Source organism: Bradyrhizobium sp. SEMIA (assembly GCF_014844175.1).
Classification (GTDB): Bacteria; Pseudomonadota; Alphaproteobacteria; order Rhizobiales; family Xanthobacteraceae; genus Bradyrhizobium; species Bradyrhizobium arachidis.
Genome location: NZ_CP046601.1, coordinates 5179513 through 5195456, shown reverse-complemented (window position 1 = coordinate 5195456; position 15944 = coordinate 5179513). Strand labels below are relative to the sequence as shown.

At 64.9% G+C, this 15944-nt stretch carries 19 protein-coding genes and 3 pseudogenes; 10 read left to right on the top strand and 12 right to left on the bottom strand.

The window, feature by feature from the left end:
* Positions 1 to 25 precede the first annotated feature (25 nt).
* Complete coding sequence (locus tag FOM02_RS25305) at positions 26 to 1186, bottom strand: aminotransferase class V-fold PLP-dependent enzyme (protein ID WP_027558780.1); 1161 nt, start codon at positions 1184 to 1186, stop codon at positions 26 to 28.
* Positions 1187 to 1355: 169 nt separating this feature from the next.
* Here FOM02_RS25305 and FOM02_RS25300 point away from each other — a divergent pair, with 169 nt between their 5' ends.
* The 4 genes from FOM02_RS25300 (at position 1356) to FOM02_RS25285 (ending at position 3544) form a co-directional block, all read left to right on the top strand.
* Complete coding sequence (locus FOM02_RS25300; protein WP_027558779.1) at positions 1356 to 2147, top strand: IclR family transcriptional regulator; 792 nt, start codon at positions 1356 to 1358, stop codon at positions 2145 to 2147.
* 137 nt (positions 2148 to 2284) lie between these two features.
* Positions 2285 to 2602: an ArsR/SmtB family transcription factor gene (locus FOM02_RS25295; protein WP_027558778.1), complete on the top strand. Its 318-nt coding sequence runs from the start codon at positions 2285 to 2287 to the stop codon at positions 2600 to 2602.
* Complete coding sequence (locus FOM02_RS25290) at positions 2599 to 3084, top strand: SRPBCC family protein (RefSeq protein WP_027558777.1); 486 nt, start codon at positions 2599 to 2601, stop codon at positions 3082 to 3084. Before FOM02_RS25295 ends, FOM02_RS25290 begins: the two co-directional genes overlap by 4 nt.
* 7 nt (positions 3085 to 3091) lie before the next feature.
* Positions 3092 to 3544: an MAPEG family protein gene (locus FOM02_RS25285; RefSeq protein ID WP_231164312.1), complete on the top strand. Its 453-nt coding sequence runs from the start codon at positions 3092 to 3094 to the stop codon at positions 3542 to 3544.
* Positions 3545 to 3584: 40 nt separating this feature from the next.
* On the opposite strand, the gene FOM02_RS25280 is transcribed toward FOM02_RS25285, so the two are convergent.
* Positions 3585 to 4529: a DUF1259 domain-containing protein gene (locus FOM02_RS25280; protein ID WP_084334244.1), complete on the bottom strand. Its 945-nt coding sequence runs from the start codon at positions 4527 to 4529 to the stop codon at positions 3585 to 3587.
* 495 nt (positions 4530 to 5024) lie between these two features.
* Here FOM02_RS25280 and FOM02_RS25275 point away from each other — a divergent pair, with 495 nt between their 5' ends.
* Together FOM02_RS25275 and FOM02_RS25270 are read left to right on the top strand one after the other, a co-directional pair.
* Positions 5025 to 5156: a hypothetical protein gene (locus FOM02_RS25275; protein ID WP_265440069.1), complete on the top strand. Its 132-nt coding sequence runs from the start codon at positions 5025 to 5027 to the stop codon at positions 5154 to 5156.
* 57 nt (positions 5157 to 5213) lie between these two features.
* Entirely contained in the window at positions 5214 to 5501 is a 288-nt protein-coding gene (locus FOM02_RS25270; RefSeq protein WP_027558774.1) for a hypothetical protein, read from the top strand.
* 36 nt (positions 5502 to 5537) lie between these two features.
* Here FOM02_RS25270 and FOM02_RS25265 read toward each other — a convergent pair whose 3' ends face one another.
* The gene (locus FOM02_RS25265) at positions 5538 to 6365 is read right to left on the bottom strand and encodes an MBL fold metallo-hydrolase (RefSeq protein WP_027558773.1); all 828 of its coding nucleotides are present in this window, start codon (positions 6363 to 6365) and stop codon (positions 5538 to 5540) included.
* 94 nt (positions 6366 to 6459) lie between these two features.
* Here FOM02_RS25265 and FOM02_RS25260 point away from each other — a divergent pair, with 94 nt between their 5' ends.
* Entirely contained in the window at positions 6460 to 7365 is a 906-nt protein-coding gene (locus tag FOM02_RS25260) for a LysR family transcriptional regulator (protein WP_027558772.1), read from the top strand.
* Here the strand turns inward: FOM02_RS25260 and FOM02_RS25255 are convergent.
* Positions 7319 to 8080, bottom strand: a complete 762-nt coding sequence (locus FOM02_RS25255; RefSeq protein WP_027558771.1) for a hypothetical protein — start codon at positions 8078 to 8080, stop codon at positions 7319 to 7321. The two genes, FOM02_RS25260 and FOM02_RS25255, sit on opposite strands and share 47 nt — an antisense overlap.
* 14 nt (positions 8081 to 8094) lie before the next feature.
* Positions 8095 to 8283, bottom strand: a complete 189-nt coding sequence (locus FOM02_RS25250) for a hypothetical protein (protein ID WP_027558770.1) — start codon at positions 8281 to 8283, stop codon at positions 8095 to 8097.
* Positions 8284 to 8537: 254 nt separating this feature from the next.
* Between FOM02_RS25250 and FOM02_RS25245 the strand changes: the two are divergent.
* A pseudogene (locus tag FOM02_RS25245) lies at positions 8538 to 9514 on the top strand (DUF2336 domain-containing protein).
* Here FOM02_RS25245 and FOM02_RS25240 read toward each other — a convergent pair.
* The 5 genes and pseudogenes from FOM02_RS25240 to FOM02_RS25220 all read right to left on the bottom strand — a co-directional run bounded on the left by FOM02_RS25240 (position 9511) and on the right by FOM02_RS25220 (position 13075).
* Positions 9511 to 9855: a DUF1491 family protein gene (locus FOM02_RS25240; protein WP_027558768.1), complete on the bottom strand. Its 345-nt coding sequence runs from the start codon at positions 9853 to 9855 to the stop codon at positions 9511 to 9513. The pseudogene FOM02_RS25245 and the gene FOM02_RS25240 sit on opposite strands and share 4 nt — an antisense overlap.
* A 3-nt stretch (positions 9856 to 9858) precedes the next feature.
* Positions 9859 to 10152 (bottom strand): BrnA antitoxin family protein, encoded by a 294-nt coding sequence (locus tag FOM02_RS25235; protein WP_028146350.1) that lies wholly within the window; start codon positions 10150 to 10152, stop codon positions 9859 to 9861.
* On the bottom strand, positions 10133 to 10393 hold the full coding sequence (locus FOM02_RS25230; protein WP_027558766.1) for a BrnT family toxin: 261 nt from the start codon (positions 10391 to 10393) through the stop codon (positions 10133 to 10135). The genes FOM02_RS25235 and FOM02_RS25230 overlap by 20 nt, the downstream gene beginning before the upstream one ends.
* Before the next feature lie 109 nt (positions 10394 to 10502).
* Positions 10503 to 11226: pseudogene (locus tag FOM02_RS25225) on the bottom strand (peptidoglycan-binding domain-containing protein).
* Entirely contained in the window at positions 11219 to 13075 is a 1857-nt protein-coding gene (locus FOM02_RS25220) for a PAS domain-containing sensor histidine kinase (RefSeq protein ID WP_027558764.1), read from the bottom strand. The pseudogene FOM02_RS25225 and the gene FOM02_RS25220 overlap by 8 nt, the downstream one beginning before the upstream one ends.
* 408 nt (positions 13076 to 13483) lie before the next feature.
* On the opposite strand from FOM02_RS25220, the gene FOM02_RS25215 reads away from it, so the two are divergent.
* Together FOM02_RS25215 and FOM02_RS25210 are read left to right on the top strand one after the other, a co-directional pair.
* Positions 13484 to 13936 (top strand): DUF5330 domain-containing protein, encoded by a 453-nt coding sequence (locus tag FOM02_RS25215; protein WP_027558763.1) that lies wholly within the window; start codon positions 13484 to 13486, stop codon positions 13934 to 13936.
* A gap of 68 nt (positions 13937 to 14004) precedes the next feature.
* Positions 14005 to 14433, top strand: a complete 429-nt coding sequence (locus tag FOM02_RS25210; RefSeq protein WP_027558762.1) for a SufE family protein — start codon at positions 14005 to 14007, stop codon at positions 14431 to 14433.
* 120 nt (positions 14434 to 14553) lie between these two features.
* Here FOM02_RS25210 and FOM02_RS25205 read toward each other — a convergent pair whose 3' ends face one another.
* Together FOM02_RS25205 and FOM02_RS47180 are read right to left on the bottom strand one after the other, a co-directional pair.
* Positions 14554 to 14970, bottom strand: coding sequence for a MucR family transcriptional regulator (locus FOM02_RS25205; protein WP_027558761.1), 417 nt, complete (start codon positions 14968 to 14970; stop codon positions 14554 to 14556).
* 160 nt (positions 14971 to 15130) lie between these two features.
* Positions 15131 to 15695 (bottom strand): annotated as a pseudogene (locus FOM02_RS47180) (hypothetical protein).
* Positions 15696 to 15944: the final 249 nt, after the last annotated feature.

The window sequence follows — 15944 nt, the reverse complement described above, 5'->3', positions numbered from 1 at the left end:
GTGCATCTCCCCTCTGAAGAACAGCCTAGGCGGCCCTGGATGACGGCTTCACGCCGCGCCGCTTGATGACATCGATCAGGCGATCGACATCGGCGAAATTGTTGAACATCCCGAACGACACGCGAATGCCGTCACGCTCCGGCGAGACACGGACGCCGTTCTGCTCGAAATGGCCGAGCCATTCGGCGGCAGGCAGCGCGATGACGTAGATGTGCGGCGCGCGATGCTGCCGCGCGCGGGGGCCGACGAGACGAACGCCCAGCGCATCGAGCCCGGCGATGAGATGATCGCCGAGGTCGAGACAATGGTTCTGGATATTCTCGACGCCCAGCGCTTCGATCATGTCGAGCGAGGCACCGAGCGCATGGATCGCCGGAAGATTGAAATTGCCGAGCTCGAAACGGCGCGCGCTCGTGGCGAGATCGAGCCTGTCAGGACGGGCAATCAGATCGGCCGGGACTTCCGCAAGGCTGGCGGCCGCGAGATAAGCCGGCTCCAGCTCGGTCCTGGACTTGTCCCAATAGAGGAGCCCAAGCCCCTGCGGCACGAGCAACCCCTTGTGGCTGCCCGACCCGACGAAGGTCGCGCGCATGGCCTTGGCATCGATCGGCACGACGCCGATCGCCTGCATCACGTCCACGACAAAATAGAGCCCCTTCTCCGCGCAGAGGGCGCCGATGCTTTCGATGTCGAAGCGATGGCCGGCGTGGAAGGTGACTTGCGACATCGAGATCGCCCGCGTGCCGGCATCGATGTAGGGACGAACGCTCTCGGCGTTCACGACCTCCGTCATCGGCACGAACTCGACCGTCACGCCCTTGCGTCGCAGATTGAGGAAGGCATAGGCGTTGTTGGGATGATCGCCATGGATCATCAGGACCTTGTCGCCGGCGCGCAGCGGCAGCGCGTTGGCGGCGATGTTCATGCTTTCCGAGGTGTTCTTGGTGAAGGCGATCTCATCGGCCGACACGCCGAGAAACCGCCCCAGCTTTTCGCGGGTCTGCTCGACACGATCGAGCCACACGCTCTTGGGGCCAGCCGTCTCGAGACCTTCGCGGAGGAACTGATCGATCGCCGCCTTGACCGGTCGCGCCAGCGGCGTCTGGAAGCCGGAGTCGAGATAGGTGATCCGCTCGACCGCCGGAAACTCCTTCCGCACAGCATCAACATCGAAGTGGCCAGACATCCCATTCTCCCGGCCCGGCAGGGCTCGTTCTGCGTTGCACAAATCCTGTTCATCGTTTGGCAGCGCCGACGATATGGGCAACCAGCGGCGCTCTCCAAGTTGATTTTCATATTTCAATAGCTTTTATTCCGAAAAATGATAATTATTTGCATCCGATCAGGAGAAGCAGATGTCGCAAGCCAGCACCGACGGACCGCTCGACCGCGCTTTCGCGATCGTCGGTTACGTCGCCGGTCAGACCAGAGCGGCCTCGGTCGCGGAAATCGCCGGCGCGCTGTCACTGCCGCTGCCGACGGCGCACCGGCTGATCGGCAATCTCGAGCAGCGCGGGCTGCTTCAGAAGGCGCTCGGCACGAAGCGCTACGTGGTCGGCAATCAACTGGTCACGCTGTCCGCCAAGGTCATCGGCGCAGCCTTCCGGACCGCGCGCCGGCATGCCGTGCTCCGCGCGGTCGCGGCCGAAATCGGCGAGCAGTGCGAGATCGGCGTCGTGCGGGACAACGTCGTTGCTTACGTCGACAGCGTCCGCGTGTCACAGCCGCAGGGGCTCCAGTTCAATCCGGGCGAAGCGGCGCCGCTCCACTGCACGTCGACCGGCAAGATCTACATGAGCCGGCTGCCTGAGCGGGCGCGTGAGAAGCTGTGCCGCGCACTCGCGCTCACCAAATACACGGAGACAACGATCGTCGATGTCGACAGCCTGATGAAGGTCCTCGACGAGACCCGCAAACGCGGCTGGGCCAAGACCAATGAAGAATATGTGCGCGGAGTCGTCGGCTGCGCCGTGCCGATCCTGTCTCCGGATCGCGAGCTGATCGCCTGCCTCGGCGTCTCCGTTCCCGTGGCACGCGTGAGCTTCGTCGAGCTCGACCGGTTCATCGCCCCACTTCAGAAAGCCGCAGCGCTGCTGTCGGAGACGATCCTTCAGGCCGACGAGGATGGCGCAAGCGACCCATCCTGACGGAGATGCGATTTCTCGCCCGGCAGTGATTGACACAATAATTAGTTTTCACTAATCATAAGCCATGACTAATTATCGCTTGAATTGGCCGCTGAATGGCAATCCCCGCAGGCATGGCCTGGAGCGGGTGGCTCGCGATGGCTAAGGACAGCGCGCAACTCGCCGCTCTTGGCGATCCGACCCGCCGGCAGATATTCGAACTGGTGGGCGCACGGCCTCGCACGGTCGTTGAGATCACGCGAGAGCTCACCGTTTCGCAGTCGGCCGTATCACAGCATCTCAAGGTGCTGCGCGAATCTCGTCTGGTTCGTGCCGAGCCGAAGGGTGCCAGCAACGTTTATCACATCGATCCGGCAGGGCTCGGCCAGATGCGCGCGTGGCTCGACCGGTTCTGGAGCCGCACGCTGGCAGCCTACAAGGAAGCCGTTGAAAAACCATCGGAGGATAAGCAATGAACGCACGCATATCGGCCGCGCCGGTCAAGCATTCTATCGTCGTCGAGGCGCCTATCGAGCGCGCGTTCAAGGTCTTCACCGAAGACTTCGGCAGCTTCAAGCCGCGCGAGCACAATCTGCTCGCCGTTCCCATCGCAGAGACCGTGTTCGAGGCTCGGGTGGGCGGACACGTCTTTGATCGCGGCATTGACGGCAGCGAATGCCGCTGGGCGCGGGTGCTGGCGTTTGAACCGCCCCATCGCGTGCTTCTCAGCTGGGACATCAGCCCGCGCTGGCAAATCGAGACCGATCCCGACAAGACCAGTGAATGGGAGGTGCGGTTCATCGCGGAGACGCCGAGCCGGACCAGACTGGAACTGGAGCACCGCCACCTCGAACGGCATGGCGAAGGTTGGGAAGGCGAGCGCGCAGCCGTCGAGAGCGATCAGGGTTGGCCGCTCTACCTTCGGCGGTTCGCCGAGCGCATCGCCCGCGAGGCCTGACTCTCGCTTGTTCAATGCGACGCGAGCGTCGATGACGGAGATCGGTATGGCGGCCTACTCGTACAGCATTGCAGGCGTGCTTCTGCTTTGCCTCACGTCCATCGTGCTCGCGGTGCATTCGGGATCGTCCAAAGGCCGGGCCGGGGCACTCTCCGGACCTGTCCTGCCCGCGGATGACACCAACCCGCTTTACCGCATCGATCGCGTCCACATGAACGCGGTCGAGGCGTTGACGCCATTCGTCGTCCCCGCCGTGCTGGCGATGATGGTCGGCGTCAGGCCGGCTGTGCTTGCAGCGCTGGTATGGGTCTACGTCGCGATCCGTCAGGCTCACGTTGCAATCTATTTGCGTGGCGGCGACGCCGCCAAAGGCGGCAGCGTCAGAACCATCCTCTATGTTGCAGGAGCGCTCGTGACGATCGCGCTCATCGTCACGACCATGGTGGCAGCCATTCGCTGAGGCACGGTCGAATTCCGCCTCGTCCCCGCACCTTCCCGGATCAGTTCTTCGCGCTCGCGGTCTTGTCGAGCGCGGCGCGCAGGCCGCCGGCGAGCTTGACCGCGTCGTCGTTGGCCCAGAAGTGCATGAAGAAGAGACGCGGCTGCTCGTCCAGCATGTGACTGTGGAGCGCCGTCACGGCGATGCCGTGCGAGCGCAGCGCCGTGATGACGGGGTTGACCTCGTCGCCGGCCAGCACGAAGTCGCCGGTGATCGCCGCCTTACCGCCGCCGGTGGGCTGGAAGTTGATGCCGGTTGCGAGACCCAACGGTGCGGCGGGGCTGAGCTGCATGCCGTCCTCGCTGACTGGATCGCGACGGGGAACATTGAACTGGTAGACGCCGCCATTGGCCTGGCCCTTGACGCCGATGATCTGGTCGAGCTGCGCCGTGTCGAGATCGACGGCGGGCGGAGGAGCCGCTGGAGGCGATAGCGACAGCGGCGTCTTGCTTTCGGCGAGCGCGTCTTTCAGGGCGGCCGCGATCTTGAGGGCATCGCCGTGCCCGGCCACATGCATGTAGAACGTCGCCGGGCTCGCGCCGAGCAGATGGTTATGAACGGCCGTGATCTCGAGCCCGTTTCCGATCATCTTCAGCATCACTGGGTTGATCTCGGATTCGAGCAGCACGAGATCGCCCATCGCCATGACGCCGCCATGCGCAGGCTTGAACGCGACCCAGCCGCCGAGCGCCAGCGCGGGCTTGATGGTCACGCCGTCGAGCGTCACCGCAAGATCGGTGCGCGGGAAGCCGTAGCGATGCACGTCGCCGGTGGCGGCCGCCTTGCGGCCGAGCGCTTCATCGACCTTCTGCCAGTCGACGTCCTGCGCATGAGCCGCCGCGATGAAGCCGGCGGCGATGCCGATCAGCGCCGCGCAGGCGCTGGCGCGCCGTGCCGCATTGGGAAGCCGAGAAGATTTTCCGGATGGGATCGTAAAAAATGACATGCTACGCCCCTGGTGAAGATCAGGACGCGATGCTTGGGCATGTCGCCTCACGGGGAGATCGCACATCCCCGATGCCTTAACGTAGAAACCCGGACCGCCGGGCTGTCAACCGGAGCATCCCGCGAAACCGCCGGATGGGCGTCACGAAGAGTTCACCGCGGGAATGGAACCGAAGCTCTCTTGAAATCCTGCGACCAATTCTCGGGGTGGGGCCGATGCAGACTCCCCGTGAGACCCAGGTCGAAGCTCTGCGCAGCACGCAAATTCGTAGAGCTTGCGCATGAACACCGAACGACACTCCTCTCACCGACCTGCTATCGCCATCCTCTCCCGCGGAGACGCTCCCGCGCGTCGCGACGCCACAGCGCAGAACAGCCGCTTCGTCCGCGTCTTCGAGGCCCTCGCCGCGCTTGGCATACCGACACGCATCGCTACGAGACGGCCGCGAGCTTCCGCGAGGAGTTTCCGCCGCGGCTTCGGACGAGCGGCCCGCGCGTGCTGAAGCAGAACCGCGGCAATGGCGGCCAGGGCGTCTGGAAGGTGGAGGCATTGGCCAATATTGACGGCATGATCCGCTGCTACGTGCCAGGGTCGCAGGTTGCGGGCACCAGAAGATCAAGGCCCTGATCCCGCCGCCGCCGGAGGGGCCGGATTCGCCCGAAGCGCAGCCCGGCCCCGCGCATCATGCACGGGCCCGATGCGCCGCAATTCCAGGCGCTGCGGCGAGCGATGGAGGACGAATGGACGCCGCAGATGATGGCGACGCTCGGCATCGATGAGCCGTCATTGCCGGTGATCTGGGACGCGGACTTTTTGTACGGGCCGCGCGAGGCAACGGGCGCCGACACTTACGTGCTGTGCGAGATCAACGCGAGCTCCTGCTTTGCGATCCCCGAGGAGGCACCGGCCGCGATCGCGCGGACAGTGAGGCAATGCCTTTTGCTGAATCAAAAAGCTGGCGCCGGCGGATAGAGACCGTGGCGAGCGTGCGCCCTGCAAGGCGCGCGCTCAATGCCCTCCGCATCGGCAGCGCTCGTAATCCGCGGGATCGTGGCTGTTGACGATCCTCACGCGATCACCGTGGCTCAGCTTGAGCGCACGCAGCCGGGCCTGGTTGGCGATCCGCATCTCGCGGTCCATGTCGCCCTTGCGCTGGAAGTAGCCGAGCATCAACGGCACGCGCGGCGATGCGTCGAGCTGGCCGTGGTGGAAATAGCTGTCGCCCGCATGCAGCAGCCATGTGTCGCCCGAGCGCACGGCGATGCCGCAATGGCCGAGCGTGTGACCGGCAAGCGGGATCATCAGCACGTCCGCTTCACTGTCGCCGAGCGCGCGCACGCCCTTGAAGCCGAACCAGTCTTCGCCGGCTTCGCCGTAAAACGCCCAGCGCGGACCATGACCCCACTGCCCCGTGACGTAGCGTCCTTGCGGCGGCGCCGGCTGTCGCAGCACCGCCATGTCGTATTCGGCGCGGTGGACGTGGATCGCGGCATGGGGAAAGTCGGGCACGCCGCCGGCGTGATCGCGGTCGAGATGCGTCAGGAGCACGTTGCGCACGTCGGCAGGTGAATAGCCGAGCGCCCTCACCTGCTCGACCGCGGTCTCGGCGGGATCGAGTTTTGGCGCGGTCTGCCGCAGCCATCGCCGACCCAGACGGTCGGGCTCTGCGATATCGCCAAGGCCGATGCCGGTGTCGACCAGAGCGAGGCCGTGATTGGTCTCGACCAGCAGGCAATGGCAGACCAGACGCGCACGCCGGAACAGGCTGCCGGTGCCGTTCACCAGGCGGCGGCCGACGGGGCACATCGTGCCGGTGTTGAGATGGTGGATTTTCATGGATGACCCTCGCCTGTTGTGACAGGCGCGTTCTTGTCATCGTCCTCACCATAGGTAAAATATCGAATATTTATGCTATCTCTAGGATTATCCTATGGACATCCGCGAGCTTCGCTACTTCGCCGCCGTCTACCGCGAGCGCAATCTGACCGCGGCGGCGCGCGCCTGCTTCGTGTCACAGCCGTCGATCTCGACGGCGATCACCAATCTCGAAGCCGAGCTCGGCACCACCCTGTTCATCCGGCACAAGAAGGGCGTCGCGCCGACCGCCTCGGCCGAGCAGTTTCACGTCCTCGCGCGCCGCATCATCGACGAGGCCGATGCCGCGCGCAGCCTGTTCAGGAAGCCTGCGTCAAGGACCACGCTCACGCTCGGCCTGATGCGCACGCTCGACGTGCCCCGGACGATCGCACTGCTGAAGCCGCTGACCGCGCGCAGCGACGTCGCGCTCCGCCTCGTCGGCAGCGACGAGCGCGCCGATGCGCGGATCATCGCAAAGAGCATGCTGCGCAGCGACGAGCATTTCGTGCCGCTGTGGAGCGAGCGCTATGTCGCGGCGCTGCCGCCGTCGCATCCGCTGACGCTGAAGGAGAAGCTACGTGCCGCCGATCTTGCGGACGTCCCCCTGATCGACCGCTGCCATTGCGAGCAGAGCGCATTCTTCGGCCGCAATGCGCAGCGGCGCCAGACCGCGGCGATCGCGCAATCGGAGGACTGGGCGATGGCACTCGTCGCCGCCGGCGTCGGCATCGCCATCGTCCCGGAAGGCGTGGCGAAGGGCAATCCTGACGTCGCGTTGCGCAAGATCGAGGTCAAGGTGAAGCGCGAGGTCGGCCTCGCCTATCGCGCATCCGTGCCGCTTGCGGATGCCCTGAAGGATTTTGTCGGGAAGCTGCAGAAGCAGCGGCGCAAGCCGGAAGGGTCCGGGCGACGGCCCGGCCCACGCAAACCGCTCAGCCCTTCGAGACCACCGCGCGGCCGTAAGGCGGCTGGCTCATGACCGGCGGGTTGGCGGTCTGGGCAGCGAGCTCGCCGATCAGGCGGTCGGCGTCGGCGGCCATGCCGTCGGGCGCCTGGATCACCAGGCGCTCCAGCGCCCAGCGATAGGAGGAGACGCGCTGCTCGAGGCACTGCTGCACCCACTGCACGATCAGCGAGTTCTCCTGCATGCGCGCAACGGCATCCTCCCTCTCCCGCGGCGAGAGCTCGGAGACGCGGGCCATGGTGGCATTGCGTTTCCTGTCGAGGTCGATGACGCGGATCGCGGAGGCAAAGAACGGCTCGAAACGGGTGATGTCGTTGCGCACGTCCTCGATCAACTGCGCGTAGCGCGAGGAGTGCGAGCGGTGCGGCTCGTCGATCAGCGTGCGTCCGTACATGGTGCGGTCGAACACGATCTTCTGGTGCCAGGGCGAAGGTATCGTCTTGTAGTCGCCGAACACGCTTTTCCAGGCCGGACGCGACAGCGGCGGCTCGATCATGGGATAGGCGAGGTCGCGCAGCTGGCGCTCTTCATCGGTGAGCTGGAACTGCGAGGCCTTCAGGCCGAGGCTGCCGGTAGCCTCAACGCCGAGCCAGCGATGCATGTCATCGCTGCGCATGTCAGCGCGGGTGCGGCCGAAATCGCCGCCGCTACAGGCGGCAAGGCTCGCGCCGAGAGCTGCGAGCAGGATGGCCGATGGAAATTTGCGGATCTGGCGGGGGGCTTCCGGCATTGCAACGGCCGGATCTAGCGACGGCGACGACGGCGCCCCGGCGCTGTGCCCTGCTCCGGCCCGCGATCGCCGCTGGTTTCGTCGCTCTCGCGCTCGATACGGATGACCGGGAGAATCACGATCGTTCCCGTGTCCGTGCGCGGCGTGGTGTCTCGCGACGAGCCTACCCGGCGACCGGCCGGAAATTCGATGATGGTCCCCATGTCAGCTCTCTTCAATTGCCGCGCAACCGAACGCGCCCCTGCAACATGGGTTCATTAAGATCAGCTCATGGTTAACGGGGTGTAAACACGCCCCTTGGACCGTAACCGCACGGTCTTCGCCGCGCCGTCCCGTTGCGGCACGACAATGCCTTAATTTGCAGGGCGGGCTTCACGCCTCGTTTTCCTTAACGAGGCTTTAAACGAACCTGCGCTAGGCTCGCCGCAAGTGTCTCTTCCAAGTTGCGTACCTCTCCATGACCAAGTCGCTGTTTCCCGGATTCGACGGGCTGATGACCCTGTCACGTCGTGAAGGCGTCGATGTTCGTCCGACGCTGCTGCGCGTGCTGACCGACCTCTATGTTCAGGCAAGCACCCACAGCGACGACGAGCAGCGGCAATTCGTCGAGCTTGCCACGCGGCTGATCGACCAGGTCGATGATGCGACGCGCGCGGCCATCAAGGCGAAGCTCGCGATCTATGCGCAGACGCCGGTCCCGGTCCTGCAGAAGCTCGGGCTGGTCGCGACCCAGGAAGGCCGCAGGGTTCCGCTTGCACGCGAGATCCCCGCGCCGGCACAAGCGCCCTCACCTCGCCGCGCGCCGACCGACGCGGAAGCGCGCATGGCCGCCAACATGGCGATGCAGCCGAAGGAGGCGGCCGAGATCCATGACATGTTCTTCCGCGCCGGCGCCTCCGAGCGCGCGCTGATCCTGCACAATCTGGCGCAGACACCGCTGAAGGCCGCGCCGCGGATTCCGACCGTGCGCGCCAAGCGCGCGATCCACATCCTGGAGATGGCGGCAATCGCCAATGACGTCGAGAACTTCACCTATGAGCTCGGCGACAGCCTGATCCTGCCCTCGCGCGTCGCCGCGCAAATCGTCGACGATGCCGGCGGCGAAGCGCTCGCGGTCGCCGCGCGCGCGCTCGACATGCCGAGCCCGAACTTCCAGCGCATCCTCTTGTTCTTCAAGCCGGAGATCGGCAACTCCGTGAACGAGGTGTACCGGCTGTCGCGGCTCTACGACCGCCTCAGCGACCGCTCGGCCCTGGTGATGCTGGCGGCCTGGCGCGGCTCCACGCTCGCCGTGACGCGGCAAAGTACCAGCCCTCGCTGCATGACGGCGAGCGCCAGCGCGCCCGTGCCGGCGCGAGCCAGACGCGTCCGGACGTGCAGCCGGGATCCGCGCCTGCGGTGCGGACGGGAACGGGCGGGTCGTCAGAGCGCTAAGTCTTCGCCAGTTCCAGAAAATGCCGCCCCGCGCGGTCTTCGGTCTCGACGATCCACGCATCCGGATCGAAGCGGAGCTCCTTGGTCAGGCGCTCCTCAATGGTGTGCTCCGGCAGAGGCTGCTGCGCGACCGGCACAAAGAAGCGATCGACGGGGCGGCCGTCCTCGTAGACGGTCTGCGGCGCCGGCACGTAGAGCATCGCATTGCCATCGAGCAGCGACACCTTGACGAACACCGCGCCTGCCTCCTCGGCGCCACGGCGGCGCACCGCGCCGAACACGCCCTCGGTCTGGCAGCGGCGCAGATAAGCGGAGACCCAGATGTTTGATTTCAGGCGCATCAACTAACCCGTGGCAGAACTGCGCTTGCGCTTCACCACCTTGACGAGCGCTTCGTCAATCCGGCTCTGCCAACCGGGGCCCTCGGCCTTGAAATAGTCGACCACGACAGGGCTCAGGCGCAAGGTCACCTGTCGCTTTGTGGGGGCTTTATTGGGGCCGCGGCCCTTTCGCATGCCCGGGAAAACCTCATCGAAAGTCTTGGCCTTGGCGAAGTCATCCTTGGTCCATTCCGGATTGTCGCTCACCGCACGCAGGTCCCGTGCGGTGTAACCCTTCTTAGAGACGGTTTTCTTCATAGAGCCTCCTTTCTTTCTTGCTGGCAGGGCGCATGCTGACGATGCTTACGCCCTCAGCTCCGCGGGTCGCGAAGATGACTGAGACAACGCCACGAATGTTAATGCCGATCGCGCGCCAGCGGTTGCCATAGGTGGCCAAAACCAAGGCATTGTCGAAGAAGGCCTCGTTGAGATCAGCGAAATCCATCCCGTGCTTGTCGAGATTGGCTCGGCGCTTCGGTTCGTCCCAAACGATCTTCACAGGGTTATTTTGTAACTACAAAATAATCCCAAGTCAATTGTGATGAAGTGTCCGTCCGCGCAGAGGCAGCGAGGGCCGTCGGAAGCGGGGATACGCGCAACCCAGACGATTATTCGACGGGATGGCCGATCACGGCGGCGAGCTCGCGCAGCAGGCGATCCGACACCTGGCCGGTGACGGGCATCTTGTGCTCGCGCTCGAACTTCTGGATCGCGGACTGTGTCTCGCCACCGATCGTGCCTGTGATCTTCAGATTGCCGTAGCCGTATTCGGACAGCGCACGCTGCACGCCGGCGATGCGCCGCGCGGCCGGGCTCTGCGGCAGCGGGATCGGCGCCGGCGGCCCGGCGCCGGCGCCGCATCGCGGACGGCGGCGTCGCGGCCGTCGCCTTGACCAGATTGGTCATGGGATCGTTGCCCGCGCGCGAGGTCGATGCGGTTGCCTCGACCGGCTTCTCCGGCGTGCGCTCGGCAACCCTCTCGGCAGGCTTGGGCTCGACGCGGAACTCCGTCGCCTTCGGCTCGAGCGGCGAGGTGTCGGCGCCGACGGGACGCGGACGCGGCAACGGGTTCGACAACGGCACCGACGAGGGCACGGGAAGATTGATCACGGTGCCGAACATCGGCGCCGGATGCCGGCCGGTCTGCAGGAACAGCGCATTGGCGACGATCGCGGCGATGGCGGCGATGGCGACGAGACCGGCCAGCGTGTCCTTCGGGCTGTGCAGCAGCACGCGCATCACGAGGTTGCGCTCGGTCTCGACGTCGATGACCGCAGCCTTGGCGCCACGGCGGCGCGGAGCGGCTTCGTCCTTGGCTGGCTTCTTAGGCACGTTTCTTCACCAGAGCAGGTTGGTCGTTGATGTCGTCGAGCGGTTCCTGGCGCAGCACCGGCGTCAAGGTCGTGACCTTGCTGTCAGCCGGCTTGCCATCGAAGATCTTGGCTTGCGGCGGCGTGTAGACGAGCGGCAGCTTGACGGTGACGGCGGTGCCCTCACCTAACCTGCTTTGTACCGTCAATTCGCCGAGATGCAACGCCACGAGACTCTTCACGATCGAAAGTCCGAGGCCCGTGCCTTCGTGGCGGCGCTGATAGGTCTTGCCGGCCTGGAAGAACGGCGCGCCAATGCGCTTCAGATCATCCGGCGCAATACCGACGCCGGTGTCGCTGATGCGCAGCGTGAGCTGCGAGCTTGAAGCCGAGGCCGTCACGGTGACCTGGCCGCCGCGCTCGGTGAACTTGATGGCGTTGGCGACGAGATTGAGCACGATCTGCTTGAACGCGCGCGGATCGCCGGTCATCACAGGCAGATCCTGCGGCGCATCGGTGACGAGATCGATGCCGTTCTCCCGCGCCTTCAGCGCCAGCAGATTGCAGCAATGCATCAGCGAGGCGCGCGGCGCGAACGGCTCCGATGCGATCTCGAAATTGCCCGATTCCATCTTGGACATGTCGAGGATGCCGTTGACGACCGACAACAGATGCTGGCCGGACGCGTTGATGAGCTCGGCGTATTCCTTGCGCTGGGCAGCGCCGAGCATCAGGGTCTGCTCCTGCGCGATCATCTCGGAGAAGCCGATGATGGCATTGAGCGGCGTGCGCAGCTCGTGGCTCATGGTGGCGAGGAAGCGCGTCTTGGCCGCATCGGCCGCCTCCGCGGCGCTGCGGGCCTGGTCGAGCGCCTGCTCGGACAGCTTGCGGTCGGTGACGTCGCGCATCACCGCGACGACCTCGGCTTCGCGCGCGACATCCCCGCTCATGTCCTGATCGAGCGGCCGGCACCGCATCTCGACCCAGATGAAATCGACCTGCCCGCGCTCGGCCCCATCAGGCTCGCGCCGCAGCCGGAACTCGACGCTGCGCACGTCGCCGCGCGCAGCATCCGACAGCGCGGTGAGATAGGCCGGACGGTCGGCGACATGGACGCGGTCGAACAGGCCGTGACCAAGCAGCTGCGCGACCGGCATGCCGAGCATGGCCTCAACGGCCGGCGAGATGAACTGCACCGCGCCGTTGCGCCGATGCCGCGAGATCACGTCGCTCATGTTGCGCGCGAGCAGGCGATAACGCTCCTCCTCGCGCGACAGCAGCGTCACGCTGGTGCGCGCGAGCGATTCCGCACCGAAGGCGAGGCCCGCGGCATAGAGCGTCGCGGAGGCGACACCGAACGCCATCAGCACGCCGCGTTCTGCGGCGCTGATGTCGCCAGCCGGCAGCCAGCCGAGCTGGCTGAAGAGGATCAGCAGCCCCGCGCAGGACAGCGCAAGCAGGGAGGCGAAAGCGGCGACGCGGCGCGAGGCCGACAGCGCAGCTTCAAGGGGAACCACGACCAGCCAGATCGCGGCAAAGGATTCGATGCCGCCGGTGGTGCCCGCGATCGCCATGATCAGGCCGGCGAGCGCCAGCGACGACAGCACATGCGCGCCTTCATAGCGGCCGGTGCGCGACAGGAACCAGGACAGCAGGATGGGCGCGATCAGCCAGGCGAAAGCGGCGACCTCGATCGCGCTCGGCGCACCGCGCATGGCAAGATAAACAGGAAAAACGGCGAAGGCGGCCAGGCTGCCGAGCAGCCGCGGCGCCATGAACGCACGATGGCGCGCACGCGTCAGCGCATCGTAACGCGCGGAGGGATGCAGCAGCGCATCGAGACAATCGCGGATGATACTCAAAACTGTCACGGGTCTCGCGCTTCGGCTCACTCGTCAAAAGACGCGCCGGAACGCCTCCTTGTCGTTGAGCCACCGTGTCAGAGCGACCTTAAACGAGTGCTAAGGCAGCGCCGCGCGCGGCCGGACATGATCTCAACGCGCGGCTTTTTAGACGATTTGACGACGTCTTCAGTGGGAATGGTGAACACAGGGTTTCATCGTCCCGCTCATGGTTTCGAAATGGTGGATGCGGCAGCCCGCAAGATCGCTTGCGTCCCGGCATCAATCGGAAATTCACGAGGCCGGGGCCTTACGAAGTTTTTTGCGTCAATTTTCCGCGAATTAAGCTCGAAGCAATCACTTGCGATTTATCGAGAGTTGCTAGGTCGCAAGCCCGCGGACATCGCCGCGGCGGGATCTAACATACAGGTCGATCAGATGCGCTTTCTGCTCCGCATCACATTCTGGCTCGGGCTCGTGCTCGTGCTGCTGCCGCGGGACAAGACGCCCGAATCGGAGAAGCTGCCGCAGATCGGCGCCGCCGATGCGGTGCAGGCTGCGACCGCGGCCGTGTCCGACATGAGCCAGTTCTGCAAGCGCCAGCCGGCGGCCTGCGAGGTCGGCGGACAGGCCGCGACCATCATCGGCCAGCGCGCCCAGGACGGCGCGAAGAAGATCTACCAGATCATCAACGACAAGAAAGAGCAGATCACCAACGACAAGAACGACGCCAAGAGCGATGGCAAGAGCGACAACAAGAAGGCGCCGGACCACACCGGCTCGATCGCACTGGCCGGCGAAGGCGACACGGCGACGAGCGAGGCGCCGCGCGACACCCTGACCCAGGACGACCTCGCGCTGGAATGGCGCGGACCTCAGGCGGCGAATTAGGCCCCAAACCCTATCGATTTCGGCTCTTCGCGTCCCTATATTGGCTCGAACAGGAACTGTGGGCCGATATGACGACGATCGACGAAATCAGGGACAATTTCGAGCTTCTGGACGAGTGGGACGACCGCTACCGGTACGTCATCGAGCTCGGTCGCACCCTGGAACCGATGCCGGAGGCCGAGCACTCCGCCGCGAACAAGGTGAACGGCTGCGTCAGCCAGGTCTGGCTCCAGAAGCTGGTCGAACGCGATGGTGGCGCGCCGGTCCTGAAATATCGCGGCGACAGCGATGCGCATATCGTGCGCGGCCTGGTCGCGATCGTGCTCGCGCTTTACTCGGGCCGCACGCCGCAGCAGATCCTCGATACCGACGCGATCGCCGTGTTCAACGAGTTCGGCTTCCGCGATCATCTGACGCCGCAGCGCTCCAACGGCCTCCGCTCGATGGTCGAGCGCATCAAGACCGACGCGAAAGAGGCGCTGGCGGAAGCGTCGTAGAAGGTGCCGTAGTCCCGTAGGGTGGGCAAAGCGAAGCGTGCCCACCATTTTTGCTGTTGGAGACAGGTCGTGGGCACGGCGCTTCGCGCCTTTGCCACCCTACGAGATCCGAGGCTGGCGCTACTTCCGCTTCCGCTGCTGCTGTCCCAGGCCCATCTGCTTGGCCAGTTGCGAGCGCGCCACCGCGTAGTTCGGGGCGACCATGGGATAGTCGGCGGGCAGGCCCCATTTCTCGCGGTATTGCTCCGGCGTCATGTTGTACTGGGTGCGCAGATGGCGCTTGAGCGACTTGAAGCGCTTGCCGTCTTCGAGGCACACCAGATAGTCCGGCGCGATCGACTTCTTCAGCGACACGGCAGGCTTTGCCGGCTCGAGCGGCACCGCCTCGGCGCGGCCTGACGAGACCCGCACCAAGGCGCCGTGCACCTGGCTGATCAGGTTCGGAATCTCGGCAGCCGGCGTCGGATTGTTGCCGACATAGGCCGATACGATGCTCGCCGTCAGCTCGATGAAATTCTTGGTCCCGGCATCCGACATGGCCTCGACCTTTCCCTAAATCGCGTCTCTGCGCAAAGACGCTACCAAAGTATTCCGTGTCAACAATACGTTCGGCTGAAATAAGACGCCCGATGAATATGGGCTGATTACTGAGGACGTGACCAGAACGGTAAGGCTTTACTTGAGCGGCGACGGCGCCTCAGCTGCGCTGGTCGAGATGGGCACGCAGCTCGTCGATCGAGGCAAAGCGCATCATGCCCTCCGGCATCTGCGCTTCGATCGAGCCGTCGGAATAGAGCGAATAGGCCATGCCGTCGACGACGCCGGATTTCAGCACCGTCACGGGCGCCTGCTCGGCGGCCGGTGGCTCCGGTTCCGGTGCGGGCGGCCGGTGGTGACAGCGGCGGAGGTCGGCAACGGAGCAGCTTCTGCTAAGGTCGATGGCGAGCGCGCTGGCGGTGGCCGGCGCGGGGCGGCCGGAGGCTCCCGGGCGCAGGCGCACCCGGCATCGCAAGGCCCGGCAGCACGGGCCTGACGCGAACCTCGGACGGCGCCGCCGATCCGGCCAGCCGGCGGGCGATACCCCTCAGCTCGAGCACCACGAAATGCAGGCCTACCAGTAGCATTCCGGAGCAGACGCCGATGGTTCCGGAGATTATGAGGGTGCTGCCGAGGCTGAATTCCCTGACGGTGAAGCCAAAAGCGACCGCAAGGAGGCCCGCCACGATGGCGACGATGCCCGCGATCAACAATGCCAAGGTCATCGAACCCACCCCAGGTCGCGCATCCACACGCGACATCCTCTACGCCACGATACCGTCATACGGTGTTCCACGCCAACGGCGAATTGTAGGCCGCGTTCCTAAAGAGAAGGAAATCAGGGACTTATTCACATTCCCTTCAGCTAGGATTCGCTATTGCTAAACTGCTTCCAAGTTCCGGTTTTGCTGCGTCGCATCAGGAATTTAGCCATAATGCCCAATTACTTGGTAATGGAACTGCGCTATACGGAG

Excerpts from the sequence above, each read along its gene's own strand:
- FOM02_RS25300 (WP_027558779.1), top strand. The coding sequence starts at position 1,356 with ATGTCGCAAGCCAGCACCGACGGACCGCTCGACCGCGCTTTCGCGATC.
- FOM02_RS25205 (WP_027558761.1), bottom strand. The coding sequence starts at position 14,970 with ATGTCGGATGCCGGGACCAAGAATTTCATCGAGCTGACGGCGAGCATC.
- FOM02_RS25265 (WP_027558773.1), bottom strand. The coding sequence starts at position 6,365 with ATGAAAATCCACCATCTCAACACCGGCACGATGTGCCCCGTCGGCCGC.
- FOM02_RS25255 (WP_027558771.1), bottom strand. The coding sequence starts at position 8,080 with ATGCCGGAAGCCCCCCGCCAGATCCGCAAATTTCCATCGGCCATCCTG.
- FOM02_RS25290 (WP_027558777.1), top strand. The coding sequence starts at position 2,599 with ATGAACGCACGCATATCGGCCGCGCCGGTCAAGCATTCTATCGTCGTC.
- FOM02_RS25280 (WP_084334244.1), bottom strand. The coding sequence starts at position 4,529 with ATGTCATTTTTTACGATCCCATCCGGAAAATCTTCTCGGCTTCCCAAT.
- FOM02_RS25240 (WP_027558768.1), bottom strand. The coding sequence starts at position 9,855 with ATGCGCCTGAAATCAAACATCTGGGTCTCCGCTTATCTGCGCCGCTGC.
- FOM02_RS25260 (WP_027558772.1), top strand. The coding sequence starts at position 6,460 with ATGGACATCCGCGAGCTTCGCTACTTCGCCGCCGTCTACCGCGAGCGC.
- FOM02_RS25235 (WP_028146350.1), bottom strand. The coding sequence starts at position 10,152 with ATGAAGAAAACCGTCTCTAAGAAGGGTTACACCGCACGGGACCTGCGT.
- FOM02_RS25270 (WP_027558774.1), top strand. The coding sequence starts at position 5,214 with ATGCACGGGCCCGATGCGCCGCAATTCCAGGCGCTGCGGCGAGCGATG.
- FOM02_RS25295 (WP_027558778.1), top strand. The coding sequence starts at position 2,285 with ATGGCTAAGGACAGCGCGCAACTCGCCGCTCTTGGCGATCCGACCCGC.
- FOM02_RS25250 (WP_027558770.1), bottom strand. The coding sequence starts at position 8,283 with ATGGGGACCATCATCGAATTTCCGGCCGGTCGCCGGGTAGGCTCGTCG.
- FOM02_RS25215 (WP_027558763.1), top strand. The coding sequence starts at position 13,484 with ATGCGCTTTCTGCTCCGCATCACATTCTGGCTCGGGCTCGTGCTCGTG.
- FOM02_RS25305 (WP_027558780.1), bottom strand. The coding sequence starts at position 1,186 with ATGTCTGGCCACTTCGATGTTGATGCTGTGCGGAAGGAGTTTCCGGCG.
- FOM02_RS25210 (WP_027558762.1), top strand. The coding sequence starts at position 14,005 with ATGACGACGATCGACGAAATCAGGGACAATTTCGAGCTTCTGGACGAG.